Raw genomic sequence first — 25,358 nt, 5'->3', positions numbered from 1 at the left:
AACTGAACCTTTTTTAAAGGAAAAAACTGCAGGCAAACTCGTTTTCGACGAGTTCGTCTGCAGTCTAAGGTTCCCTAATGATTTTCACGTTACTTCCAATAAGCCAATGAACGGGTTTTCATGGATTCACGGAACTGTTTTGTTGATTCTGGCAGGACTTTATTCGTTGCATAATCGATGATGACACCATACTGGCGAATGACATCGAGACTATCCAGCTCGCCCTTGGCGAATTTATCTTCCACGCTTTGTATGTTTTCCTCAAGCCATTGTTTGCGGTTGTTTCTGATATAAGCCCTAGCTTGTTTCGTTGCTTCAAGATCTATTTCGAATAAATCGAGATCTTTATCGATTTCCTTGATCACGACTCCATAATCTTTTTTAGCTCGCTCAATTGAAACATACTCATCGATAACATCTTCCAAAACATCTTCGGGACTTCTTTCAAGCGGATCTCCCAGTCCCCCGCCCCCAGCGGATGGACGCACAAAGGAATCCCCTTGCTGTACTTTTACATTTGAGAAAATCGCACCTAAATATCGTTCGTCTTCCTTGCCCGGATTCAGCCATGCTCCATGAGGGGAAGAAGGAAGCCCTCCAAAAATCCCCCATGTTATTGAACGGGAACGGTCACAGCAATAGGACATGACCGTGTTTTTGACATTGGTGAGTGTACCGCCCTTTTCTACACCGCAACCGCCGCGGTATTTACCCGGTCCGGCAGAGTCGGTAATGATTTCATGCTTCATCGTCACGACTGGCGACAATCTCTCTTGTCCTTCGCATGGCTGTACGCTGAGTCCCAAACCGAATGTCGGCGAAGTGGCGTTCACACCGTCCCGATCATAGCGGCCTCCATGACCGCCTGCCATCCAGTCGTACCACATGAAGTATTTATCCTGCTCCTGGCGTTGATCCCAACCGCCGATAAGTAAATACTCCAGGTTAAATGAGCATGCGATCGCTCTTTCCGGCATGATGTTGGACCAGAGTTCGAAGCACGCACTCATGATTTTTTCATAGGCCCCTGAACAAAAACCGGTTACGGCAATCGGTGCCGGGGCATTGACTACGGAGTTTTCCGGCAGTTCGATTTTCACCACTCTGTAAAAGCCTGAGTTCAGGGGTATTTCAGGAAAGAATGTCTTGGTTCCTGAGTATGCCGCTGATAAAGATGCTCCGAAACCGGCATTCAAAAAGCAGCCGATATAAGAATGCGATCCAGAAAGATCATAAAGGATCTCGTCATCCGTGATGGTCATCTTAACTCGGATTGGAATCAGACCGTCTCCGGCTTCCGGGTCCATATCAATATAATCAACGGTCTCCCAGGTTCCATTCGGTAAAGCAGCAACCTTGGCCCTGGCCAGGCGCTCCACATAATTCTGCACTTCCGAAAAGGCGGACAAAGTCGTATCGATTCCATACTTCTCGATGATGGCAAACAACTGGCGCTCCCCTACTTTGGCCGCTTCCACTTGAGCACGCAAATCGCCGACACGTTCTTCAGGGACGCGCATGTTCAAAGCGAGTACATTGACCACATCTTTTAAAAATGTTCCTTTACTATAAATCCTAAGCGGCGGAATCCTTACCCCCTCGCCGAAATGTTCCTTGGCATTGATATCAAAGGAGCCAGGTGTCGATCCCCCCATGTCGGCCCAGTGTCCATTCGTCTGCATGAACGCAATGAGCTTGTTCTCATGGAAGACAGGCAAGAGGACCCGTGTGTCATTGAAATGAGTGCCGCCTCGATACGGGTCATTGACCAAGAATACGTCCCCAGGATGGATATCACCCTTGAAGTCCTCTATTACCGCCTTTGCCGTTAGATGCAATGTACCTACATGGACCGAAATATCCTGCGTCCCTTGCATGACTGTATTTCCTTCTGCATCACAAAGAGCACAGCTGAAATCCCGATTATAAATGACGAAGGAATAGCATGTCCGAAGGATTTGTTCCGCCATCTGATCTACAAGGTTAACGAAGCCATTTTTTATCACTTCAAATGTCACCGGATCTAAGCCTGTTCCAACTCCAGATTGGCCAACTAACTGTTTATTCGACAATGAAATCCACCTCTTTTTATTTATTTTGGGAAAGAATCAAGTTTCTGTATTTATCAACTTTTGCCGTGAAATTTGGTGGTATGACAGTCGTTGTATCAAGCTGATCCACTATGGCAGGGCCCGTGATTTCTGAAAAGGCCGGAATGAGTTCCCGGTTATAGACGTTCGTATTTACATATCCCTCTTCTTCAAAATAGACATCACGCGTTTCCTTCAAGGCATCTGCAAGTGTGCCTCCAGGTTCATAAGTCGGGAATTCAGGTTTTGGCACAGTTCCGATAGCCGTAACGAGCAGTCCGTAAATTTCCACGGTCTGTTCTTTATCGGAGAAAGAAAATTCGCGTTCATGCTCTTGATGGAAACGGTCAAGGGTCTCTTCCAAAGAAGAAATCGGGCAATCGACTTCTATCGCCAATGAACGCCACTGTCCCATATACCTCATGTCAATATATCTCATCAATGTGGAAGCTTCTTTAGCGACCCCTTCTTCTTGCAATAACTCCGCGGCCTCTTTTTCCATTCCGATGAATTCCTTCTCTAAATCCTTTAACGATACATCCTTGACGTTCTTGACATAGGTTTTGGAGATATCATGACGAACATCGACCAACAGGCATCCCATTGCGGCGGCTACACCCGGATGCGGCGGGATGATGACGGTCGGGATTTCCATTTCCTTGGCCAAGTACGCTCCATGCAAGGGCCCAGCCCCTCCGAAAGCCACAAGTGCAAAGTCGCGCGGGTCGTATCCCCGTCTGACTGAAATCAGCCTTAGGGCATCACACATATTGGCATTGGCCACCCGTGTGATGGCGTTCGCCGCTTCTTCAATCGTATAATCAAATTTCTTGGCGATCTTATCCACGACTTCAATCGCTTTTTGTTTATCCAGTTCCATTTGTCCATCCAATAGTTTGGTGCCAAGTCGTCCCAAGACAATATTGGCATCGGAATTGGTCGGTTCCACTCCGCCCCTGCTATAGCAAGCAGGTCCAGGAACCGCCCCTGCACTTTGAGGGCCATTGCGTAAAGAACCGCCTTCATCCACCCAAGCTAAACTTCCGCCTCCTGCTCCTATCGTCAAGATTTCAATGCTTGGGAACCCTATCGGATATCCATACTCGATATACCAATCTTTCGTAATTCGTAAATCACCTTCATGCATCAAGGAAATATCGGTGCTTGTTCCCCCCATATCCAGCCCAATGGCATTATTAAAGCCGCAAAGCTGGGCGATATGTTTACTGGCAATCGCACCTGCAGCGATGCCGGAGCTTGCAAGTCTTGCTGCATAACGGGGAACGGTTTGGGATGTCATTACCCCTCCGCCGGAGTGAAGCACTAATATGTCATCTTCATATCCCCGTTTAGTCATTTCACCTTCAAGGGTTTTAATATAGTTGCTGACAGTAGGTCCTAAAACCGCATTGACGATCGTCGTACTCATGCGCTCATGCTCAAAAATCTCAGGAAGGACTTCACTTGAAATGCATATATAAACATCCGGGAGTTCCTCCTGGATGATTCGTTTCACTTTCGCCTCATTGCTTCCATTTACATATGCGTTCATGAAGCAAACCGCAATGGATTCGGTACCGCGTCTTTTTAATTTCCTTGCCAGTGACCGTACTTCCTCTTCATTGATTTCCGTCAAGACATTCCCTGCAAAGTCGATGCGTTCTTCCACTTCAAAACGGTCTCTTCTTTGGATATACGGTTTGGCTACATCATCATATGTATCCCATAACTCAAGCTTGGTTCCTCGGCGGATTTCCGATACATCCCGAAAGCCAGCGGATGTAATCAATGCTGTCTTTGGCAATTTCCTTTCAATCAAGGCATTGGTGCCCACTGTTGTACCATGGGAAAAAACTTTAATATTTTCACAATCTATTTCCGCTTTCGCAATTCCATCCAAAATACCGATCTCTGGATTCAAAGGAGTCGACGACGTTTTCGTAATTGAAATTTCCTTCGTACTTTCATCAAAAACGAACACATCCGTAAAAGTTCCGCCTACATCAATTGCCAGCCTAGTTTGCTTCGTACCTATCATATAACTCCCACCCCTGCTACAAGATTTAAAATACTTTGCCTTGCGCCCATTGCACCGATTAATAGAAATGTGTGAAAGAGTATCAGCCATCCGCTGGATTTTCTTAGGCCAAAAACGGAACAAGATGAATGATGAAAAAAAAAAACCAGTCATATCAATAAGAAATAATTGATATAACTGGTTTTTGATCTAGGTTTAGCTTCGCTGGGCGGCGAAGTCTATTAGATTCGACAGTTATTTATAGATTCATCTTTTAAGTCACCGAGTCCATTTTAGGCGATGGCAGAGTAGAATTTCTACTTGTTTACACTATGGCTATATACTTTATCTTACGTCAATTCATGATAAAGTCAAGTGTATTTTTAGAATATTTAAACAACTGTAGTTTAAGAAATAAGAGTGGGATTTATTACAAAAATAAGTAAGCATAACTTTTTCGCTATGCTTACACAATATATTATTTATCAGGTGTTTCCGATGTGCCTTCCTCACTGTTTTTGAGGTAAACTTCAGAAATTCCATTCATACCTTCCGATAGTTGTGCTTTTGTATATTCCATACTGCCAACCAGTTTATGAAGCTTCTTATCATTATTCTCTTCTGTAAGTTTAGATTCTGAATCAGTCACATTTTTTCACCTCCATCATTTAGGATGGCAAATCAAGATGGAAATATGTATGACAGACTTCGATGTTAGACACCCTCTTAAAGTTCATTTTAGGTAAATGCTGGGATATCCCATTAGAATCTGTACTTAAAATAAGCAGGAAAAGATTATTTTATGAATCTTTTTTAAAAAATCAGCTGTTTTCAAGCCACTAAAGGGATATACTATAGGATAGCATTTATTACATTTTTGTTAGTATTTTTTCTTGTCACACATTGTGTAATATTTTACAAGTTTTTCTATTTACATCAACAAAATGCTTATTGCAAAGGAGAATTGGATATGTCAGAAACGATTACCCAATCACAAACTGAACAACTTAATGCCCGCCAAAAACAATTAGATGTACTGGACCAATTATTAAAGCCTGAGGTTCAGGAATCATTGAACACTTTAGTTGAGCAGTTACCAAAACTGACTGAGTTAGTGAATATTTTAACAAAGTCTTATGATTTCGCTCAATCGGTTGCGACTGATGATGTTTTGAAAAATGATACGGTCAGCGCCATTTCGGAGATCGCTACACCTGTAGTGGGCTCAGTGAAAGGGCTTGCGGCTAATGCCATTGAAGCTAAGGATCGTGCAGAAGCGAATACTGATGTGATCGGTCTTTTTGGTCTGTTAAGAATGATGAAAGATCCGCAAGCACAAAAGCTTTTCCGTTTCGCCCAAGCTTTTCTTGAAGTCTCTTCAGAACGTAAAAACCAAAAATAATTTGATAAACTTTCAATCAGTAAGGACGGGGGATTAACTATGTCAAAACAAATCGTCATCTTAGGTGCGGGTTACGCTGGATTGCTATCTGCCTTATCCGTACGTGAATATTACAAAAGAGATGAAGTGCAGGTTACAGTGGTGAACCAATTTCCAACGCACCAAATCATCACCGAATTGCACCGTCTTGCAGGCGGATCCATTTCCGAACAAGCCGTTTCCATTCCGTTGGAAAAGCTTTTCAAAGGAAAAGATATCGACCTTGTCATTTCCAAAGTGGAGTCTTTCTCAGTCGATAACAAAGAAGTGAAACTTGCCAATGGTTCCACTTTATCTTATGATGCCCTGGTCGTTGCTTTGGGAAGCCAAACAGGATTCTTCGGCATTCCGGGACTTGAGGAAAACAGCATGGTCTTGAAATCCGTAAATGATGCAAACAAGATCTACAAACATATCGAAGATCGCATTCGCGAATATGCACAAACAAATAATGAAGCGGACGCAACCATCGTGATCGGCGGCGGCGGATTGACGGGCGTCGAGCTAATCGGTGAAATCGTGGATCACTTCCCTAAAATCGCTAAAAAGTTCGGAGTGGACTTCAAGGACTTGAAAATCAAGCTTGTGGAAGCTGGTCCAAAAATCCTTCCGGTCCTGCCTGACCACTTAATCGAACGTGCGATGACAAGCTTGGAAGCACGCGGCGTTGAGTTCTTGACAGGTCTGCCTGTAACGGGTGTTAAAGGCAATCAAATCGAATTGAAAGATGGACAAACGATAACGGCCAATACGCTTGTTTGGACAGGTGGAGTTGCGGCTCTTCCTGTCGTAGGCGAATCAGGCCTTGAAGTGGACCGCGGCAAAGCAACCGTTAATGAGTATTTGCAATCCAAATCCCATAAAGACGTATTCGTTGTCGGAGACAGTGCCGTTGCTTTCCCTCCAGAAGGCGGCCGTCCATACGCACCTACTGCTCAAAATGCTTGGCAAATGGGTGAGCTTGTTGGTTACAACCTATTTGCAGCCTTTGAAGGCAAGAAACTTGAAGCATTTTCACCTGTAAACTCAGGTACACTTGCGAGCCTTGGCCGTAAGGATGCGGTGGCAACAGTTGGGGCCAATAACACATCACTTAAAGGTCTTCCGGCTACATTGATGAAAGAAGCAAGTAATGTTCGCTATCTATCACACATTAAAGCCCTATTCAGCTTGGCTTATTAATTCATGATCGCCGTGACATGTTCACGGTACATGCCCTTTATTCCCATTTGGGAGTAAGGGGCATTTTTCATTTCAGAAAAGGCGGACACCCTAATTGAATTGTCCTGCCATAACTCTACATTACTATTTTACTCTCCGCCATTTTTATTAGCCCGTTTGTCGTTAACCAACGTTCAAGTTTGTACCATTCTGCATATCATGTAATTAACCTTATTAAAGGAGGGGTCTTTATGCCGAAAGGAAAAAAAGGAAAAAAAGGAAAAGGCGGTTCATCTGGCAGCAGCTGTAGCTCATCCAATGGAAGCAAGTCCAATGGAAGCAAGTCCAATGGAAGCAAGTCCAAGGGCTGCAAGTCCACTGGTAGCAAATCCACTGGAAGCAAATCCACTGGTAGCAAATCCACTGGTAGCAAGTCCACTGGCTGCACATCTACTGGCACCACAACCACTGGCACCACAACTACTGGCACCACAACTACTTGCACCACAACTACTGGCACCACAACTACTGGCACCACAACTACTTCAAGTACTTCCACTGGATGTGGAAAGAAAAAAAGAAGAAGATAGTAGTTAATTCTTAGATGCTTCAACTTAATCAATCTCTGGTTGATTAAGTTGAATTTTTTCATACATTACATGTTTGCGCTTGACCATAATACATCTTCAAGAAAGGAAGGTGAGTGTATGCCTTATCATATTCCATCTTATTTCTTAATGATTGAAGAAGAAGATCTAGAAGATTTACGAGCGGACGTATGGAGTAATGACCCCATTCCCGCCTATTTGAAAGTGGAAAACGACATTTATGATATCGATATTGCCTATCGGGGCTCTTATACCCGAAAATTCAGGAAAAGATCCTATTGGATTGATTTCATCGAGCCAGAAAAATTCTTTGGCGCCCACAAAATCCATCTCAATGCCGAATACAAAGATCCTTCCCTCATTCGCAATAAACTCTCACTCGATTACTTCCAAGACCTTGGAATTCTTTCCCCCCATAGCCAGCATATTGACTTATACCGTAACGGCTCTTGTAAAGGGGTATATTTACAACTGGAGTCCGTTGATGAATTCTTTTTGGAAAAAAGAGGACTTCCTGCCGGTCCCATTTATTATGCAGTCAACAATAGTGCCAACTTTTCATTGGAAAGGGATGGGAAACTAAAAGAATCCCTTGTATCAGGCTATAAACAAGCGTTTGGAAAACCGTCCGACGATGAATACCTTATTGAATTGATCAGAAAAATCAATACCACCCCGCTTGCCAAATTTCCTGAAGAAGTCTCGCAGCATCTTGATATCCATAAATACTTACGCTGGCTGGCTGGAGCTGTATGTACTATGAATAACGACGGTTTCACTCATAACTATGCATTATATCGCAATAGTGAAACAAACTTATTTGAAATCATTCCTTGGGATTATGATGCCACTTGGGGACGCAAGGTCAGTGGCGGGATCATGGAGCACACATATGTCCCTATTGGAGGAAAAAGGACAAATCACCTTAGTCATCTACTCTTGCAGGTTCCGGAATACCGTAAGTTCTACAAAGACCTCTTGGTTGAACAATTGGAAACCACATTTACTGTGAATCACATGGAAAATAAAGTATTATCGCTGCACCAGGCGATACGTCCTCACATCCTTCTTGATCCATATAAAAAGAATAAATTGGATATATTTGACAAGGAGCCGGAATTCATCTTCGAATTCATTCGCAATCGCAGTGATTACTTAAATAAGCATCTTGGTGACCTAGACGAAACAAAACTGAAAGCCAAGCAGGACTGGAAAAAAGCAATTGAGGCCGTATCACCAATCTGTATTAAAAATACGGGGAAATATGGCAGGGGAATATATGCGGTAAGGGATATTAAAAAGGATGAACTCATCGAGGCATCACCTGTCATCATTTCACCGAAAAGCGAATGGAAATATTTAAAGAAAACGTCACTCTTTCATCACTGTTTCTATTGGGGAGATGACGATGAAACGGCCATTGCATTGGGAAATGGATCGCTATTCAATCATTCATACACTCCGAATGCGACGTATGATAATAATTTAGATGATTTAACGATAGACTTTTATGCATATAAAGACATAAAGGCTGGCGAAGAAATCACGATCAATTACAACGGTGAAATTGATGATAAATCTCCCTTATGGTTCGATGTCATCGAATAAGATTTTAAAGAATCCATTTTGAAAGTTCAAAATGGATTCTTTCTTTTACCTTTACATTTTTTTCGGCGCGGAAATTCCCAATAAACTTAGCGCATCCTTCAATACAATCGCTACGGAAAAAGCGAATGAGAGTTTCATTTGTTTCCATTCATCTTCAACTAGGATCTTTGTATGTGCATAATACTTATTGAATGCACGCGATAAATGCAAGCTGAATTTCGCGATTTGTGATGGGTCGGCTTGTTCAAACGATTTTTGGACAATGCTCGGATATTGCTCCAGCAGCTGGATGACTGGCCACGCATATTCACCTAAAGCGTCAAAAGTGATGGCCTGCTCGTTAAATTCACCTTTTTCAAGCAATGAGGAAATTCGCGCATATGTGTACTGTACATATGGACCCGTTTCTCCCTCAAAATTCATCATTTGCTCTAATGAAAAATCAATATCGTTCATGCGGTTATTTTTTAAATCATTAAAAATTACCGCTCCGACACCGACCTGTCTTGCAACCAGTTCTTTCTGTTCAAGCGCTTGATTTTTTTCTTCAATATTGCGCTTCGCAGTTTCGATCGCCTCTGCCAATACATCCGCAAGGAGCACGACTTTCCCTTTACGTGTCGACATTTTCTTACCGTCTTTTAACATCATGCCAAATGCTACGTGCTGCAAATCCTTTGCCCATTCATACCCCATTTTTTCAATGACGTTAAAGAGTTGTTTAAAGTGCAAGGATTGTTCGTTTCCGACAACATAAAATGTTTTCTTCGCCTCATACTGTTTTTTACGATACATGGCGGCAGCTAAATCACGCGTGGCATAAAGTGTCGCACCATCCGTTTTCGTAATCAAACAAGGCGGCATATCTTCCAATTGCACGACATAGGCACCTTCGGATAGGGTAAGTAAGCCTTTTTCTTTTAGTTCCCCGACAACCGCATCCATTTTATCATTGTAAAACGCTTCGCCGGCATAGGAATCAAAACGGATGCCCAATAAATCATAAATCGTCTCAAACTCTTTTAGAGACGCATCCCTGAACCATTTCCACAATGCCAGTGCTTCCTCGTCCCCATCTTCAAGCGACTTGAAGCTTGAGCGTGCTTGTTCATTCAACGATTCATCACTTTCGGCTCTATCATGGAACTTCACATAGATCTTCAATAATTCCTGAATCGGCGAAGCTTCGATTGCCTCTTTGTCGCCCCACAGCTTATACGCGACAATCAACTTGCCGAATTGCGTGCCCCAATCTCCTAAATGATTAATACGCACGGCATTGTAGCCATTCTTTTCGGCGATGTTAGCCAGTGCATTCCCTATGACCGTTGAGCGTAAGTGCCCCATGGAAAAAGGTTTGGCAATATTCGGGGAGGAATAATCAATCACGACATTTTCCTGTACAGGCTGCATCGAACCATACTGATCCTTTTCACTTAATACCGTTTGCAGCACGTTTTCCGTCACCAGCTGTTGATTGACGAAGATATTCAGATAACCACCCACAACGTTCACTTCTTGGATCAACTTGCTATTTAATTGTTGGGCTATTTCAGACGCAATCACCTGAGGCGACTTTTTGAATTTTTTCGCAAGAGTAAAGCATGGAAAGGCAACATCACCTAAATCCATCAATTTTGGCTTTTCCATTAATTTTTCTATTTCACTTGCTGGCAATTCATTGTTCAAAGCAGTTGAAATCAATTCTGCAATTGGTTTATTCATCGTCATTTTCCTCCTAAACAAAAAAGCCCCCGCCTCTAAATAAGAGACGAGAGCATGAATTCCCGTGGTACCACTCTAGTTGCCACAAATTGTGACCACTTTCCATTGTTAACGAGGTGACTCCCCGATATTCCCTACTAAACGGTTCAAGAAATTTCTCCAAAGTGCGCTTCATTCATCCGTCCTGCATTAGGCTCCCACCATCCCTAACTCGCTTTCCATTTCAAAATGAACTACTCTCTTCATCACAGAATTTTCAATATTATAATTTAATCCATCGTACACAATTTAAAAAAACGTGTCAACAGAATTAAGTAACAAATCTAACCTGCCGGTAACTTCATTTTATCCTTGATGGTGGAAAAATATTTCCTTACTGTCCCAATTGTGCCGCTTTGCTGATTAGACGGCTCAATTTTTGATTGACCATCGGCTAACAAACCTAACACTCCCATATCCCGGCCATTATTGCTGGAAGACTCATCTATAAGATCTGGGGAATATATTCGCTTGCCATCCATTATGCTGCGAATCGAGCAAGCTAACTCTTCACCCGGGCTATCCTTCAATAAATAACCACTTACATTAGCCTTTATTGCGAGTTGAAAATAACCAGTCCTTCGGAATGTCGTTAAAATGACCACTTTACATTCAATTGACCTTAATGCTTCTGCTGCCTCAAGTCCGCTCATTACAGGCATCTCCATATCCATGATACACACATCAGGCTGTAATTGGTGTACAAGAGCCACCGCTTCTTCTCCATTACCCGCTTGCCCGACAATTTCTATATCTTCTTCAAGATTGAGTAGAGAACTTATTGCCTCTAACAGCATTTGCTGATTCTCTGCAATGACAATTCGAATCATTTTAAGTTCTCTCCTTTATCGAGTTCCTTATATGAAGCAAAGACTCCCCCAAATCCGAGGATTATTAAGGGAGTCTGGAATGATACATGAACGTTACAGTTCAGATTTCACTTGAGCGGGAACACTTTTTTTCGTTAAATATTTTATATCTTTGAAACCGACAAAATTCTTGGATTCCTCATCCCATAAACGGAAACGGAGTGAGCGCAAGCTTGTCGCAAGAGTAATCGTTGGAACGTTCTCTAAAGGCTGCGTATTATTGTGCGCCATTTCCAATTTATAGTTAGGTACCCTTGGACTTAAATGGTGAACATGATGGTAACCGATATTACCAGTAAGGAACTGCATCAGTTTTGGAAGCTTATAAAAAGAACTTCCTTCCACTGCTGCCAATACATATTCCCACTCCTCATTTTCTTCAAAATAAGAGTCCTCAAATGTATGCTGGACGTAAAACAGCCAAATACCGACTGAACCAGAAATCATGAAAATGGAACCTTGTACCAGAAGGAACGACTGCCAGCCTACTGCAAGGCAAAGCAATGCCGCTAAAACGACGATTAATGCATTCGTCAAATACGTATTATTTTTTTCCTTCTTTCTAGCACCTTTACGGTTAAATCTATTTTTAAGAAGGAATACATAAATTGGTCCCAAACCAAACATAACCAATGGATTGCGATAAAAACGATAGGCAAAACGAAGTTTAAACGGTGCAGCCAAATACTCATCGACAGTAAGGGTCCAAATATCCCCTGTACCCCGCTTATCCAAATTACCGCTTGTTGCGTGATGCACCGAATGCTCATGTCCCCATTGATCAAACGGGAATAAAGTCAAAACACCCATGATAGTCCCGACTATTCTATTCGCACGGCGGCTTTTGAAAAACGAATGATGCGTACAATCATGAAAAATGATGAATATTCTTGTCAAGAAGCCAGCAGCAATCACAGCTGGTATTAAAGCTAACCAATAAGAAACGGAAAGACTTATATATGCCAGGTACCATAAAATAATGAATGGCCCCAAGGTATTGATGATCTGCCATATACTTTGCTTTGTCGTTGATTGTTCAAAAGGAGCAATTTGTTTTTTCAAGGATTTCGTATTTTGCAAGGTCATTATTCAATTGCACTTCCTTTTATTTGTCGTTATTACATAGTATAAAGAAATCAACCTGAAATTATTAGTACCAGGTGTCATGACTAGAAGATGACAAATGTCATGTACAAGTCATTTCCAGCTGCAAACGTAAAAAAGGTCAACCAGTAAAAACCGGTTAACCTGTTCACATTTATAGGATTTCATTATCTTCAAAATGACAGGTGGCCTCACTTTAAGAACAGGACTGCCAATTTTTCAATGTCAGGCTAACAGTCCCGGCAGTTAGCAATTGAAATCCAGTTACTCCCCTTTTAAAAACAAATAAAGACCATAATCCGTCGAAGTAGAGGCATATCCCATTTGGCGCAACATGGCTGTGATATTGCCGCGATGATATGTTCCATGATTCACGACATGCGGAACCAATTCGGCAACACTTGTTTTCATTTGACCGCCAGCTGGATTCTCAATTATAAGAGGCTTATCTAAATTTTCTTTTTGGCTAAGCAGCGATTTGTACCGCCCGGACAACTCAAAAAACATGGCCTCCATTTCCTCCAATTCCTTTGACTCTGTTTGTTCCTTCAGTTGTTCTGCCAGCTCCAACGCATGGTTCATGCTTTTACCGGAAAAAACCTCCACCCAACCCAGATCGGAAAGATACACATGGGCCATCACACTCGATATCGATGAAAACACACTTTGAACTTCTTGATGGTAAACATCCTTTGGAATCTCTTTTAAGCGGTTGAAAATCTGATTATTTGCCCATACGTTAAAACCATAAAACTGTAATGCAAAATGTGACATTTAACTCTCCCCTTCTACTTACGAATCAATTGTCCTTCATACGGATTAATTCGTCCTTCAGTGAAATAATTCGACCCATGAACGGATTAATTCGTCCTTCAGTGAAATAATTCGACCCATGAACGGATTAATTCGTCCTTCAGTGAAATAATTCGACCCATGAACGGATTAATTCGTCCTTCAGTGAAATAATTCGACCCACGAACGGATTAATTCAACCCACACGAAGGTTAGAAATGCCTTTCCACAATGTACCTCTATTTTAAAGCTATTCTCCATAGTAAACTAGTAAAGTTAAATTTTACAAAGGGGAATAAAATAATTGTGAAAAAATTCTTTGGATGTTTTATTATGTTAAGCCTTCTTTGTATGTGTCTCTTTCCAATCAGTGGTCATTCTTCAAGTAAAAACCAATCCATAGGTTCTGTTAAAGTGGACAATACAAAAGTTTTTAGTTCTCCTAAATTAGGTTCTACCCTATTAAAGACCTTAAAAAAGGGCGAGGCGTTTCCCGTCATTTCTTCTTCCGTTGGGGATTCCGCAGGTCCTATCATTCATAAAGTGAAGCCTGGAAACACATTATGGAAAGTGGCAAATCAATATGGTGTTTCAGTAAGTGAGCTGCAAAAAGTAAATAAATTAACCTCTTCCGAAATAACTGTTGGCCAAAACCTGAAGATTCCCCAGAAATATAAGATCCATAAGGTTGTATCAGGAGATACATTGTGGAAGATCTCTAATAAATACAAGGTAACAACAAGTGATTTGACGAAATTAAATAACTTACATACGGTTACCCTTAAAGTTGGCCAAAAATTGAAGGTTCCGGATTATTACTACCAGGTTCAATTGCTTGGCGGAAAAAAGGGCTGGATAAAGAAATCCCAGCTTCAAAAAAAGGCGCAAAACCGTATCGTCATGGGCTGGAAGCATAATGGATCAAAAGAAAGCTATACCCAGCAACTTAAACACCCCAATTTGAATGTAGTATCTCCCCGTTCTTATACGCTGACGGATACCGGTAATTACGTTTCCGTTTCTGTAGATACAAAATACATCCAAGCTGCCCATAAACAAGGAAAACAAGTTTGGCAGCTTATCGGGAATAAATTTGACCCTGTTTTAACTGATTCAGTACTAGGCAATACCAAAAAACGCCAGAAATTAGTTTCAGCTTTACGCGATTCACTTGTTAAAACGAAAAGTGATGGAATAAATGTAGATTTCGAAAACATCGACCCCAAAAATAAGAAGGACTTTGTACTTTTCATTGGCGAACTAAAAAAGGCACTAAAACCGCATGGAATTAAAGTGTCTGTGGATGTCACCCGAGAAAATGACGACCCTTATTGGTCAAAAAGCCTAGATAGGAAAGCACTTGGCAAAATAGCGGACTATATAATCATAATGGGTTATGACGAGCATTGGGGAGGGAGCCCAGTAGCCGGGTCCGTTTCCTCGTTACCTTGGATCAAAGAAGGAACCAAGCTTTTAATGAAAGAAGTACCTGCTCATAAGATCATATTGGCTGTACCATTTTATACGAGAGAATGGGTGACCGATTTGTCGACCAAAAAAGTGAAAAGTCATGACCGTACCATGGCTGAGGTCAACAATATCATTTCATCTCATAAACTTAAAAAGGTATGGGATAAAAAGACTCAACAAAATTACGTGGAGTATACTTCCAAAGGGAAAAAGCATCAAATTTGGATAGAGGATAAAAAATCGATGAAGCTCCGTATTGACCTGGTAAAACAAAATCATCTAGGCGGTGCAGCTGCTTGGTACATTGGATCAGAAACCCCTGACATATGGGATGTCTATCATTTTAATCAATAGGTAAATGCATAAAGGAAAAAGGCCTCACATTGTGTGCGGCCTTTTCTGCATGACTTCATTTTCAGTCGGTCTAGTCGTCTTAAGTGAATAGACTACCCCAATAAATATCAAGGAAATACCGAGAACTTGAATACCGTCCGGTTTAAATCCTGAAAGCAGAATATCCAAAAGGATGGCAACTGCCGGATCGACAAAAATCATGAAAGATACTACATTTGTAGGCAAATGGCGAATACTATTAAAAAACAGCAAATACACGACGCCTGTATGGATGATGCCGGTAAGCACCGTATAAAACCATTCGGAAGAATTTAAAGTTGTATATACGGAATAATCGACAAAAGGAATCAGTAATAGAAATCCAATGAACATTTGCAGAAATGTGGTCGCATATACACTGGTCTTTGTAATGCTCTTTCCTAAAAGCATGGTTGCCGCATAGAAAAAGGCAGCAATGATTCCATACATGATGCCTTCCCATTCAGGAGATGATGATCGAAATCCATCTGTTCCCATAATGAGTAATGTGCCAATGAAGCAAAGGGAAATGGCCAAGATGGAGAATACATTCATTTTCTCCCTAAAGATGAGGCTCCCTATAATGAGTACAAGGATCGGCGCTAAATGATAAAGCGAAATGGCGATTGTCACCGATATCAGCTCAAAAGATTTAAAGAGGAATATCCAGTTTAACAAGTTGGCCACCGCGCAGAAAATGATGAGCATTACCTCCCTGCCATTCCAAATTTCGTTCTTGAAATGTCCGGTAATCATCCAGGCTGCACATAAGAATATGGCAGCACAAATGCAGCGAACAAAAACCAGTTCCAATGCGGGTAGTCCTGATAGTTCTGAAAAGAAACCGACAGAACCAAAGATTGTCATTGCTAGAGACAGTTGAAGAAGTGCTATTTTATTCATTTAATTTCCCCTCATAAAATTTCCATTTTTTACATTCATACTATCATTTCTCGGGCATGCCGTCACGAGTAATGATATTTGACCACATTTGATCCGGAATACTTAATTTACACCTGCTATCACGCGGCAAGGTCGTCATGATCTCGTCTTCCCTGCCTTCCTGTATTTTGGCGGCCCAGTCCGGTTCCATCAGTAATTCTCTTCCTAATGCGAAAAGCGGTATATTTTTCTCAAGCACAGCATTTGCTTCCTCTGGAGTATGAATCGATCCAAGAGATATGAAACTGGTCCTGCCAGCTATGACATCGCGGAAAATTTCGCTCCTTGTTAACCCTTTGTTCAATCCGCTTCTAGGCATGGACCAGACATTTTTAACAGAAAGATGTAAATAGGAAAGCCCTTGGGTTGCCAATTTATCTACCAACGCAGCTGTATCATCCATTTTCAATCCGCCTTCTTCCGGTTCCTCGGGGGAGAAGCGATATCCAATAACGAATTCCTTGTCTGCGTATAGATCACGGATTCGCTTCACCTCCGCGATGACGGCAAGTGGAAAATGCATTCTATTCTCCAAACTCCCTCCCCAATGATCTCTCCGTCTGTTAGAGTGGGGTGAGAAAAACTGCTGAATGAGATATCCATTCGCTCCATGGATTTCCACGCCGTCGAATCCTGAACGAATGGCATGGCGTGTTGCTCTTCCAAAGTCTTGAATAGTGTATAGAATCTCAGTGTGGCTCATTGACCTTGGAATGTACTCCCCGCCCTTTTCTTTATAAACGCTTGCATTGATTCCGCTCGGACTAACCATTTTTTCTCCGCCCGTACAGCTTGGAAGGCTCTCGCTTCCGCCATGATGAAGCTGGAGAATGGCTTTTGCACCTTTGGATTTGATTGCTTTTGAAAGCTCTGTGAGTCCAGCTATGCTTTGTTCATCATATACTTTCATTTGCCGGGGAAAGCTTGTCGCAACAGGGGAAATGGCGGCAGCGGCAGTAATGAACAACGCAGGTCCATCTGCCCTTCTTTTATAGTAAGCTAATTCCTCGTCAGAAACCAAGCCATCCTCTTGACCTGAATAAGTGGTCATCGGGGCAACTACAATCCTGTTTTTAAGAACCGTTCCATTAGAAAGCGTGTACGGTGAAAAAATTTGCCCGTATTTTCGTTTCATCATTTTCCCATCACCCATTCGTATTTTATTTTTGTAATTTTATTGTATTCTCGACCACATCATAAGTAAAATGAATGTTTTTCATTACTTGGATTAGAGTTTCTCATGTATAATTCATTAGAAGAAGGGTGTGGGGCATTTGAATTTTTTTCAACTGGAAGTCTTTTTACATGTTGTTGAACACGGAAGTTTTACGAAAGCGGGAGACCGGATCGGACTGACTCAATCAGGCGTGAGCCATAACATTACAGCACTTGAAACGGAACTTGGTGTGACTTTATTGAAGCGTGACCGAAAAGGTATTACTCTCACGACTGCGGGAGAACAAGTAATTCCACATATGCGGGACATCGCTGCCAACCTTGCACATATCGAACAAAAGATTGCAGCTGTGAATGGAATGGAAATCGGTAAAATAACGATCGGCAGTTTTCCAAGCTTCACTGCCAGATTCATACCGCAGCTATTCTCTATCTTTAAAGAAAAATACCCTAATATCGATTTGCTGATTCATGAAGGTGGATATGAGGAAATCTTAAAATGGATCGAAGAAGGAACAGTGGACATCGGCTTTGCAGCAAAACCAGTAAAGAACGTGGAATTCATCCCTCTGCTAAATGATCCTCTATCAGCTGTCGTATACGAAGGCCATTCGCTTTCAGGGAAAACCTCATTGAACCTAGAAGACTTCGTTGGTCAACCATTCATCATGCTGCGATCCGGCTGTGAAACTCTTATAGAAGATAGATTCCTGGAAGCCAAGATAAAACCAAACATTTCATACGACATTAAAGACAATCAAACGGTGCTCTCAATGGTAGCAGGAAAATTAGGCATCACGATTATGCCCGACCTGGCTTTACCGGAAAAACCCGAACGCATCAAAAGCCTGCCCTTGAACCCGGAACTTTCCCGGGAGATAGGATTGGTCATGAAATCATCTAAACACCTATCACCAGCAGCAAAGGAATTTACAAAAGTCGTTCAAGACCACTTCATCTGGTAATGGGCATTACGAAAAAAACAAGAATCCCCTTTTCATGAAAAAGGGGATTCTTTTCGTGCCATTGATCATCCAAAGAATAAATCCAGCAGATTACTGCCTGCAGATGATTGCTTATTATAAAACTCCGAATAACCGCACTGCTTGCAATACACAACAGTAAATTGATTATTCTGGACATCGAACATTTTTGACAACCCTGTTCCTGTCATGGCTACATCCTTCTTAGCCGCATCATTGCTTCCGCATTTCATACATCCCTTTTCGCTCATGATCCTTCATCTCCCAAATTATTAAAATGATAAATGCTGATAAATACCGGAGCTTCCCAGCACCGTACACAATTACATATACGGATAACCTGGATAAATGGTTTCGGAATTCATGCAAAAATATGTAAATTCCATTGAGTACTGTTTTTATTGGCTACCTTTTTTATTACGGTTAGATTTTATGGTAGGCAAAGCATTATACACACTAATTGCAAAATAATAGATTAAAATCATATGCATAGCATCACTTATAGGAACGGGGGTATCATCAAGCTTAAAAATAGCAAATAAAACATATACCCCAACGAATATGATCGGATAAATGATGTAATGATAGATGAAATTTTTTATGAACATATTATTTATCGCATCGCTTTCTTATTTACTTAAACGGCCAAATTCTTTAATATGGACCTCCCCATGTAAAAGGGGTGTTTTTCTTATTATTATATATTTGGTCCCTCCGCAGGTAGAAACTGTCTTCCTCAAAAAAAGAAAAGCTCTGTAGAAAATCCCATTCCACAAAGATTTCTTCAAATCTATTAGTATTTTACAAAGCTAGAGTAGTGACAGGCTGTTTTATCCTGCATTATGATATTTCTTCTTATTTTATATGAGTAATCAAAGGTCTATATCTTTAAACGCCACTTTAAATGGTATAGAATTTAATGTGCCTTCTTCGATTAAATCAAATACACTTTTATACTCTTGAGAAAAACTCTCACTAACCAAGGTTAGGAAAAAAAGACCTTCATTTTGGCTTATCCAGTATTCATTATCTTGGAAATTAAAAACAAATTCTTCACCATTTAATAATCTTTCTGTTAGCTCAGCTAATGTCATTTATTACTCACCTCATCTTCATTTCCTAATTTTAATTTCAATACCATTTACCTCTTTTTCCGTTAGTAAATTTATGTCTATGTGATACTTTAGGATGTTGCTTCGCATTCCCATGATTAGTATAATCAATATCATCTTTAGGTTTTCCGTTTTTGAAATCATTAAATGACATCTGCATCATCCAATCGTATTTCTGCGACCCTTCCACCTGGTACACACCAGAATTCTAAAGTAATATTACGTTTATGGTCAATGTATCCGATAATATCCGCTCCCTGTTCATAACTTTTATAATAATGATCTCCGTACTTCGAAAGAACGTCCGCTTTCTTACTTCCTAATTTAATACCTTTGCTTGTTTGAAGGGAGTTTTCAAATGGGTCGTCGTCCGTACTTGAAATGATCAACCGCATGATTTTTCCTTTATCCTCGTCTGTATTGATAGAGGCCGTTTTTAACCCGCCTTTCCAATAATAATAATCATAAGCATTATTATTATCCTGATCGATGGGTTCTCCATATTCCCTAATGAATTCTGGACTCGATATGTTATCCAACACTTTAAATCCCCCGATGGATTCATCAGACAAATCTGTTGATTTTGTCAATTTTTGAGAGAATGCCGAGTACACATAGAAACCTAATGCTGTTCCAATAATAATAAGTACAATGACTAACTTTCGTTTATAATGCATTTTCCCCATCTTTAAATCTGCTCCATCTCTATCGGTTTATTTTCGCATAGGTCGAATTATTCCAACGTAGTCTGGATTATTCTCGCGCAGGTCGAAATTATCGGTGTGTAGGCCGAATTATTGGGCTTCCCTAGTCATTCTGCACCACTATTACACAACTGAATATCCTCATATTATCTTATACGGATAATTTTGGATAAAGGTTTCACTTTAGGCCAGATTCTAAGTAGCAACATTCCTATTACATAAGAAAAACCGAAATCAGCCACTGATTTCGGTTTTTCCGGTTAGGATTATTTAATTAGTGATATCTTTTTTCTGGAAGAAGAAGAAAGTTAGCGCTAAAAAGATAAGATAATAGATGCCGAGTACCCCCATCGAGAATCCAAGTGTAGCTCCATCGAACATTTCTATGGTTCCTGAAATATAGCCCCTTAAATCGAGATGAGGGAATAAGACGAACTTTAACCACTCGTATTTTCCGATGAATGATTGAATAACCATATTTAATGTCGAGGAAGCAAATAGGATGAAAATGGATATACCTACTGCAAGTGCTTGGTTTTTAAATAATGTGCTTAACATGAAAGCGATGGTCGTGATGACTAGGAATCCTGGTATCCAGTAAACGATCATGTCCACGAAATAGTCGCCAACTACAACCGGACTGAATTCAGCGAAAGATGCAGGATCTAGAATTTTGTCTGAATACGAGCCATTGCCAAAGAATATGATTCCGATTAGATAACTGAATATAAGCAGGCTCGCAAGTAGTAACGCTGCAAATAACAGGGAAGTAATATATTTGGAAAGTAGGATCTTCCAACGTTTATAAGGCCTGATCAACAGTTGTTTGATGGTGCCATCCGAAAATTCCGAGGAAACGAGCGAGCTGCAAACAATGACGACGAATAAAGTGACAAATGATGTTAATGATGTAGTCCATTCCGCCATATAGGTCCAATTCGTGTTTAAGTCAGGGTTTATATTATCAGCCAACAGTTGCTTGTTGTGATTAATCTCTTCCATAATCACGGCTTTTTCATCTTCACTGATTTTAGTGGATTCCAATGCCTTTTGCTGTTCTTGTATATCTGCCTTTAATTCTTGCTTCCAATCTTTACTCGTTTCTTCGGGACTTAGTTTATAATCGATGACTGCAGCCCCTAATGCTGCCAATAATAGAAAAGCGATGAATATATAAGTTGATACTTTTGAAAAGATTTTCATCCATTCATTTTTCACTAAGGACATCATACAGACTCCCTCATTTCCTGCTCAGTGATTTCAAAGAATTTATCTTCCAGCGATTTTCTCGTAATGCCAATTTCAAAGACATCCAGTTCATTTACATTAAAACTCCTGTTTATCTCGGCCGTTTGTTCTCGGGTGGCCGATACGGAGATTGTCTTCGCATCATATTTGAGAATCGCAATATCCGCAAACTGTTCTTGAAGGATTGTTTTAGCTAGCTTCCCATCACTGACAGTGAATGAAACTTCATTGATCGTTTCGGTTTTTTCATCAACAATATGTTCTTTCGTATGTATCAATTTTCCCTTTTCGATAACGGCAAAACTATCACACATCAATTGCATCTCCGATAGTAAATGTGAAGAAATCAATATCCCGACGCCTTCACTTGCCAGTACTTTCAAATAATCACGAAACTCGCGAATCCCTTGCGGATCCAAGCCATTCGTCGGTTCATCAAAAATCAATAACGACGGTTTATGTAAAATGGCCTGTGCCACTCCAAGGCGCTGACGCATGCCTAATGAATATGTTTTAACCTTCTTATCGATGGCATGATCCAGTTTGACAAGCTTAATGACCTCTTCTATTCTCTCATTGGATATGTCATTGGATGACATTCGGGCATAATGCAGGATATTCTTTCTGCCTGTCATGTACTTATAAAACTCCGGATTTTCAACAATGGCCCCCAATTGATTCATTGCACCTTCAAAATCATTATCGAGGTCACTGCCGTTGATCATGACAGTACCGCCCGTACGATTGATGAGACCTGTGATCATACGGATGATCGTGGTCTTACCAGCTCCATTCGGACCAAGCAAACCAAATATTTCATTGCTTTTTATTTCAAAGCTGACATTGTCTACGATGGTTGCTTTTCCAATTTTTTTAGTTAAGGATTGAACCTTAAGAACCGATTCAGACATATAATACCTTCCTTTTTTTATATTTTCCAAAATAACACAAATTCAACATTACCATATTATGCATTTTATTACTATACTGATATTCTTCTATTTGGATATAAACACCCCTTGAATCAGCTGTAATCAATAGAGTTGAATTTTATATTTTCCTGTCCTTGACCTTATTTTGAAATAACATCAAGTCCTGCGCCGGCGTCAACTTCCCGCCCCCATAATTCCCATTATCATAAACACGCCATTACTTTTTTTTCTTCGAAATAGCAACAACTCCTATATATCGTTACCATTTAATACGATTCCGCAAGAATAAAGTTTCAGGATTATTTTATCTAATAAGTAAAATTTTTCATAACTTAAACAATATATAAGTAAATCCGATAGAAATGGCAAGACCCAATGCAAGAAGAAGGATTTTTCTAATAATGGAAGGTAAAAGCTTATATATCATCATTAATATTACATCGATGAAATTCGTTGGTATGCCTATCTCTTTGATCTCTTTCTTTTTGCCAAAAATGGCGAACCACATTACAAAAAGACCGCATAAAATAAAAATGATGGAAAAAATCTTATATCCCATTGTATGTCACCCGTTTCCTCATAGGCTAAACGATATTGTTATTATTATCTTAACTTTCAAGTTTCAAAATGAATTCTTCAACCTCTTTGCCTCTTGCATGAGAATATCCTTTGTCTTCATCGAATCTTTCAAATCCGCATTTCTCTAGCACCCTGAGGGAACCAAGATTATCCTTGGCTGCGCGGGCATAAACAGGACGGACTTTTAGTTTCGGCAAAAAATGGAGCAGTGCATCTGTAGCGATTCCTTTCCCCCAATATTGCTTCCCGATCCAATAACTCACTTCCGGGTTACCAAACTGTTCAAACTTGAGAATGCTGCCCGCAACACATTCGTTGTGGATTATGGTCATTTTTTGAATATCCTGGTTCGATAAGATGTTCTTCCAGTGTGTCAAAAAAGCCGCCTTGTCTGATGGATCTTTAGATGTGAAAGCAGCCATATAGTTTGCGGCAGGATCCAATTGCTGCTCGAAAAAGATAGGAAGATCACTCTCCTTGACCTTCCGCAGCCGGACTCCTTCGTCATTGAAACGCAATCCCATAAACTCACCCTCCCCACCAAAATATAACTTTTAAAACCAGAAAAACCGAAGACTCTGCCATCTTCGGCGCGGTTTCATTCCTTTATCATACTATACTTTCCTTCGAACGCTTATTGTTCAATATGTTTTATGACGTCAGACAAGCTCTTATCCACCATGGAACGGAGGCGTAAATGATGATTTTCAAAAGCTAAAGCTTCCGTCACGGGATTAGGAACGATCACACATTTTAAACCAGCAGTCAGGGCCGCTTGAAGCCCATTTAACGAATCTTCAAATGCTACGGCTTCTGTCTGCTGAATGCCCAGAACTTCAATTGCCTTTACATACAAATCAGGCGCTGGTTTTACTTTTTCTACTTCATCCCCTGTGATAATAACTTCAAAATAGTGTAACAGTCCGAGTTCCCCCAAATGATGAGTGACCCACTCTTTTGTCGAGCTTGAAGCAAGGGCAATTTTATATCCATTTTTTTTTGCTTCTTCTAAATAATCCTTTACACCTTCACGTGCCTGTGATGTTTTCATCTTTACTTCATGGAGGCTTTTTGCTCTGGATTCAATTTCTTCAATATTACACCCTTCCCCCAACCGATCTTTGAAGTACTGATTAAGTTCAGTATTATCAGTTCCGATACATGTAACAAAATGTTCGAGAGGCAAATCAGATTCATAAAAAGCCATCGTTTCCTTATAAGCCTCATACCAAGCCGTTTCCGTGTCTAAAATCAAACCATCAAAGTCGAAAATAACTGCCTTAATCAAATAATTTCCTCCTTTAATCTTAAAATAGAATTTCTATTAACTTAAACGTACATGAATGAAAGCCCCTGTTCAACCAAACGGTTCCGTTCGTTTCTATGAAGCCTGACCCTTTTCCAGAATTCGCTAATTAATAAGGATAAGGTAACCCGATCTCCGCCTCATTTCTTTTCTTTCTGTTACATGTTTTAACAATTACTTAGTGCCTTCGCGGTGTTTTTACTTAACTGCGCCTAAAAGAGTGATAGTTTAACGAATGGTTTAATTGCAGGAAACAACGAGGAGGATAAACATGAAGAAAATTTTATTAACGATCCTAACGGCTTCTGTATTCATTCTAGGAGTTTGCATGCCAACTAAAGGCGAAGCCGCAGCGAAGGATCGCACACTTTCATTTGGAATGAGTAATAGTGATGTTAAAGAATTACAAGAATTATTACTGACAAAAGGGGTTTTTCCCTATCATGAAGCAACAGGTTACTACGGACCGATTACAAAGGAATCCGTAAAGAAGTTTCAGGAAAAATCAGGGCTTAAAGTCGATGGAATATCAGGAACACAAACGAATCAGAAAATACAGGTCCTGAAAAGCGGGGATATGGGAAGACCTGTAGCTGAACTGCAAAGGCTATTGAAAGCCTGGGATGTTTACTCATCAACGGTCGATGGTATTTATGGATCAGGTACAAAGCAAGCCGTTATCAACTTTCAAAAGCAAAAGGGATTATCCGCTGACGGTATAGCCGGTGCACGGACCTTAAGTAAATTAGAAGAAAGAGCCAGTTCGGCAAGCTCAGCCGTTAAAGAACTGACGGTAACAAGTACAGCATATACAGCGAGCTGCGAGGGATGTTCAGGCACTACAAGAATGGGCGTCGATTTAGAAAAATATGATGATGCCAAACTGATTGCAGTCGATCCGAACGTGATTCCGCTAGGCTCCATCGTTGAAGTCGAAGGCTATGGACAAGCCATCGCTGCAGACACGGGCGGTGCGATCAAAGGAAACAGAATCGATGTCTTCATCGCGAAAGAAGCGGATGCTTTAACGTGGGGAAGAAAGCAAGTGAAGGTAAGAGTAATTAAATAATGCATGACATA

General features: G+C 40.7%; 24 protein-coding genes, 1 pseudogene and 1 other annotated feature. Of the genes and pseudogenes, 7 read left to right on the top strand and 18 right to left on the bottom strand.

Annotation, left to right across the window (positions count from 1 at the left end; all coding sequences use genetic code 11):
- Positions 1–89 precede the first annotated feature (89 nt).
- The 3 genes from ABOA58_RS04890 to ABOA58_RS04880 form a co-directional block, all read right to left on the bottom strand.
- Entirely contained in the window at positions 90–2,072 is a 1,983-nt protein-coding gene (locus ABOA58_RS04890) for a hydantoinase B/oxoprolinase family protein (protein WP_350301446.1), read from the bottom strand.
- A 16-nt stretch (positions 2,073–2,088) separates the two neighbouring features.
- Positions 2,089–4,128 (bottom strand): hydantoinase/oxoprolinase family protein, encoded by a 2,040-nt coding sequence (locus ABOA58_RS04885; RefSeq protein WP_350301445.1) that lies wholly within the window; start codon positions 4,126–4,128, stop codon positions 2,089–2,091.
- Between the two features lie 457 nt (positions 4,129–4,585).
- Entirely contained in the window at positions 4,586–4,756 is a 171-nt protein-coding gene (locus ABOA58_RS04880) for a hypothetical protein (RefSeq protein WP_170971679.1), read from the bottom strand.
- A gap of 321 nt (positions 4,757–5,077) precedes the next feature.
- Here ABOA58_RS04880 and ABOA58_RS04875 point away from each other — a divergent pair, with 321 nt between their 5' ends.
- Together ABOA58_RS04875 and ABOA58_RS04870 are read left to right on the top strand one after the other, a co-directional pair.
- Entirely contained in the window at positions 5,078–5,509 is a 432-nt protein-coding gene (locus ABOA58_RS04875) for a DUF1641 domain-containing protein (protein WP_101224421.1), read from the top strand.
- A 39-nt stretch (positions 5,510–5,548) separates the two neighbouring features.
- A complete protein-coding gene (locus ABOA58_RS04870) occupies positions 5,549–6,730 on the top strand; it encodes an NAD(P)/FAD-dependent oxidoreductase (protein ID WP_350301444.1) in 1,182 nt (393 codons plus the stop codon).
- 196 nt (positions 6,731–6,926) lie between these two features.
- On the opposite strand, the gene ABOA58_RS04865 is transcribed toward ABOA58_RS04870, so the two are convergent.
- Positions 6,927–7,244, bottom strand: coding sequence for a hypothetical protein (locus tag ABOA58_RS04865; RefSeq protein ID WP_350301443.1), 318 nt, complete (start codon positions 7,242–7,244; stop codon positions 6,927–6,929).
- 172 nt (positions 7,245–7,416) lie between these two features.
- On the opposite strand from ABOA58_RS04865, the pseudogene ABOA58_RS04860 reads away from it, so the two are divergent.
- Positions 7,417–8,496, top strand: a pseudogene (locus ABOA58_RS04860) (CotH kinase family protein); the annotation flags it as partial.
- 12 nt (positions 8,497–8,508) lie between these two features.
- Entirely contained in the window at positions 8,509–8,925 is a 417-nt protein-coding gene (locus ABOA58_RS04855; protein ID WP_434547784.1) for an SET domain-containing protein, read from the top strand.
- Between the two features lie 51 nt (positions 8,926–8,976).
- Here the strand turns inward: ABOA58_RS04855 and argS are convergent, their stop codons facing one another.
- From argS to ABOA58_RS04835, 4 genes are all read right to left on the bottom strand, one after another.
- A complete protein-coding gene (gene argS, locus ABOA58_RS04850) occupies positions 8,977–10,656 on the bottom strand; it encodes an arginine--tRNA ligase (protein ID WP_434547762.1) in 1,680 nt (559 codons plus the stop codon).
- Positions 10,657–10,689: 33 nt separating this feature from the next.
- Positions 10,690–10,908: a binding site (T-box leader), on the bottom strand.
- 65 nt (positions 10,909–10,973) lie between these two features.
- A complete protein-coding gene (locus ABOA58_RS04845; RefSeq protein ID WP_350301441.1) occupies positions 10,974–11,519 on the bottom strand; it encodes a response regulator in 546 nt (181 codons plus the stop codon).
- Between the two features lie 93 nt (positions 11,520–11,612).
- The gene (locus tag ABOA58_RS04840; RefSeq protein ID WP_350301440.1) at positions 11,613–12,644 is read right to left on the bottom strand and encodes a fatty acid desaturase; all 1,032 of its coding nucleotides are present in this window, start codon (positions 12,642–12,644) and stop codon (positions 11,613–11,615) included.
- 282 nt (positions 12,645–12,926) lie between these two features.
- Positions 12,927–13,436, bottom strand: coding sequence for a DinB family protein (locus ABOA58_RS04835; RefSeq protein ID WP_350301439.1), 510 nt, complete (start codon positions 13,434–13,436; stop codon positions 12,927–12,929).
- 351 nt (positions 13,437–13,787) lie between these two features.
- Between ABOA58_RS04835 and ABOA58_RS04830 the strand changes: the two genes are divergently transcribed.
- Entirely contained in the window at positions 13,788–15,278 is a 1,491-nt protein-coding gene (locus ABOA58_RS04830; RefSeq protein WP_350301438.1) for a LysM peptidoglycan-binding domain-containing protein, read from the top strand.
- Between the two features lie 24 nt (positions 15,279–15,302).
- On the opposite strand, the gene ABOA58_RS04825 is transcribed toward ABOA58_RS04830, so the two are convergent.
- Entirely contained in the window at positions 15,303–16,199 is an 897-nt protein-coding gene (locus tag ABOA58_RS04825) for a DMT family transporter (protein ID WP_350301437.1), read from the bottom strand.
- Between the two features lie 43 nt (positions 16,200–16,242).
- Complete coding sequence (locus ABOA58_RS04820; protein ID WP_350301436.1) at positions 16,243–17,376, bottom strand: NADH-dependent flavin oxidoreductase; 1,134 nt, start codon at positions 17,374–17,376, stop codon at positions 16,243–16,245.
- 136 nt (positions 17,377–17,512) lie between these two features.
- Between ABOA58_RS04820 and ABOA58_RS04815 the strand changes: the two genes are divergently transcribed.
- Positions 17,513–18,379, top strand: a complete 867-nt coding sequence (locus ABOA58_RS04815) for a LysR family transcriptional regulator (protein WP_350301435.1) — start codon at positions 17,513–17,515, stop codon at positions 18,377–18,379.
- Positions 18,380–18,444: 65 nt separating this feature from the next.
- Here ABOA58_RS04815 and ABOA58_RS04810 read toward each other — a convergent pair whose 3' ends face one another.
- From ABOA58_RS04810 to ABOA58_RS04775, 8 genes are all read right to left on the bottom strand, one after another.
- A complete protein-coding gene (locus ABOA58_RS04810; RefSeq protein ID WP_063235873.1) occupies positions 18,445–18,648 on the bottom strand; it encodes a zinc ribbon domain-containing protein in 204 nt (67 codons plus the stop codon).
- Between the two features lie 621 nt (positions 18,649–19,269).
- On the bottom strand, positions 19,270–19,491 hold the full coding sequence (locus tag ABOA58_RS04805; protein WP_350301434.1) for a hypothetical protein: 222 nt from the start codon (positions 19,489–19,491) through the stop codon (positions 19,270–19,272).
- 161 nt (positions 19,492–19,652) lie between these two features.
- Complete coding sequence (locus ABOA58_RS04800; RefSeq protein WP_350301433.1) at positions 19,653–20,195, bottom strand: hypothetical protein; 543 nt, start codon at positions 20,193–20,195, stop codon at positions 19,653–19,655.
- 288 nt (positions 20,196–20,483) lie between these two features.
- Positions 20,484–21,443 (bottom strand): ABC transporter permease, encoded by a 960-nt coding sequence (locus ABOA58_RS04795; protein WP_350301432.1) that lies wholly within the window; start codon positions 21,441–21,443, stop codon positions 20,484–20,486.
- Entirely contained in the window at positions 21,440–22,372 is a 933-nt protein-coding gene (locus tag ABOA58_RS04790; protein WP_350301431.1) for an ABC transporter ATP-binding protein, read from the bottom strand. The genes ABOA58_RS04795 and ABOA58_RS04790 overlap by 4 nt, the downstream gene beginning before the upstream one ends.
- Positions 22,373–22,718: 346 nt before the next feature.
- On the bottom strand, positions 22,719–22,952 hold the full coding sequence (locus ABOA58_RS04785) for a hypothetical protein (RefSeq protein ID WP_350301430.1): 234 nt from the start codon (positions 22,950–22,952) through the stop codon (positions 22,719–22,721).
- Positions 22,953–23,001: 49 nt separating this feature from the next.
- Positions 23,002–23,496 (bottom strand): GNAT family N-acetyltransferase, encoded by a 495-nt coding sequence (locus ABOA58_RS04780; protein ID WP_350301429.1) that lies wholly within the window; start codon positions 23,494–23,496, stop codon positions 23,002–23,004.
- A 110-nt stretch (positions 23,497–23,606) separates the two neighbouring features.
- Positions 23,607–24,257 (bottom strand): HAD family hydrolase, encoded by a 651-nt coding sequence (locus ABOA58_RS04775; RefSeq protein WP_350302797.1) that lies wholly within the window; start codon positions 24,255–24,257, stop codon positions 23,607–23,609.
- Between the two features lie 292 nt (positions 24,258–24,549).
- Here ABOA58_RS04775 and ABOA58_RS04770 point away from each other — a divergent pair, with 292 nt between their 5' ends.
- Positions 24,550–25,347 (top strand): peptidoglycan-binding protein, encoded by a 798-nt coding sequence (locus tag ABOA58_RS04770; protein WP_350301428.1) that lies wholly within the window; start codon positions 24,550–24,552, stop codon positions 25,345–25,347.
- Positions 25,348–25,358 lie beyond the last annotated feature (11 nt).

Origin of the sequence: Peribacillus frigoritolerans (genome assembly GCF_040250305.1) — a bacterium.
Taxonomy (GTDB): Bacteria; Bacillota; Bacilli; order Bacillales; family DSM-1321; genus Peribacillus.
Note: the sequence above shows the minus strand (reverse complement) of the source record. Positions and strands in the feature narration are given on the sequence as shown.

Bases quoted from the DNA above. Each gene is read 5' to 3' on its own strand.
- ABOA58_RS04885 (WP_350301445.1), bottom strand. From the start codon at position 4,128: ATGATAGGTACGAAGCAAACTAGGCTGGCAATTGATGTAGGCGGAACT.
- ABOA58_RS04875 (WP_101224421.1), top strand. From the start codon at position 5,078: ATGTCAGAAACGATTACCCAATCACAAACTGAACAACTTAATGCCCGC.
- ABOA58_RS04870 (WP_350301444.1), top strand. From the start codon at position 5,549: ATGTCAAAACAAATCGTCATCTTAGGTGCGGGTTACGCTGGATTGCTA.
- argS (WP_434547762.1), bottom strand. From the start codon at position 10,656: ATGACGATGAATAAACCAATTGCAGAATTGATTTCAACTGCTTTGAAC.
- ABOA58_RS04845 (WP_350301441.1), bottom strand. From the start codon at position 11,519: ATGATTCGAATTGTCATTGCAGAGAATCAGCAAATGCTGTTAGAGGCA.
- ABOA58_RS04840 (WP_350301440.1), bottom strand. From the start codon at position 12,644: ATGACCTTGCAAAATACGAAATCCTTGAAAAAACAAATTGCTCCTTTT.
- ABOA58_RS04835 (WP_350301439.1), bottom strand. From the start codon at position 13,436: ATGTCACATTTTGCATTACAGTTTTATGGTTTTAACGTATGGGCAAAT.
- ABOA58_RS04830 (WP_350301438.1), top strand. From the start codon at position 13,788: ATGTTAAGCCTTCTTTGTATGTGTCTCTTTCCAATCAGTGGTCATTCT.
- ABOA58_RS04825 (WP_350301437.1), bottom strand. From the start codon at position 16,199: ATGAATAAAATAGCACTTCTTCAACTGTCTCTAGCAATGACAATCTTT.
- ABOA58_RS04820 (WP_350301436.1), bottom strand. From the start codon at position 17,376: ATGATGAAACGAAAATACGGGCAAATTTTTTCACCGTACACGCTTTCT.
- ABOA58_RS04810 (WP_063235873.1), bottom strand. From the start codon at position 18,648: ATGAGCGAAAAGGGATGTATGAAATGCGGAAGCAATGATGCGGCTAAG.
- ABOA58_RS04805 (WP_350301434.1), bottom strand. From the start codon at position 19,491: ATGACATTAGCTGAGCTAACAGAAAGATTATTAAATGGTGAAGAATTT.
- ABOA58_RS04800 (WP_350301433.1), bottom strand. From the start codon at position 20,195: ATGGGGAAAATGCATTATAAACGAAAGTTAGTCATTGTACTTATTATT.
- ABOA58_RS04795 (WP_350301432.1), bottom strand. From the start codon at position 21,443: ATGATGTCCTTAGTGAAAAATGAATGGATGAAAATCTTTTCAAAAGTA.
- ABOA58_RS04790 (WP_350301431.1), bottom strand. From the start codon at position 22,372: ATGTCTGAATCGGTTCTTAAGGTTCAATCCTTAACTAAAAAAATTGGA.
- ABOA58_RS04785 (WP_350301430.1), bottom strand. From the start codon at position 22,952: ATGGGATATAAGATTTTTTCCATCATTTTTATTTTATGCGGTCTTTTT.
- ABOA58_RS04780 (WP_350301429.1), bottom strand. From the start codon at position 23,496: ATGGGATTGCGTTTCAATGACGAAGGAGTCCGGCTGCGGAAGGTCAAG.
- ABOA58_RS04770 (WP_350301428.1), top strand. From the start codon at position 24,550: ATGAAGAAAATTTTATTAACGATCCTAACGGCTTCTGTATTCATTCTA.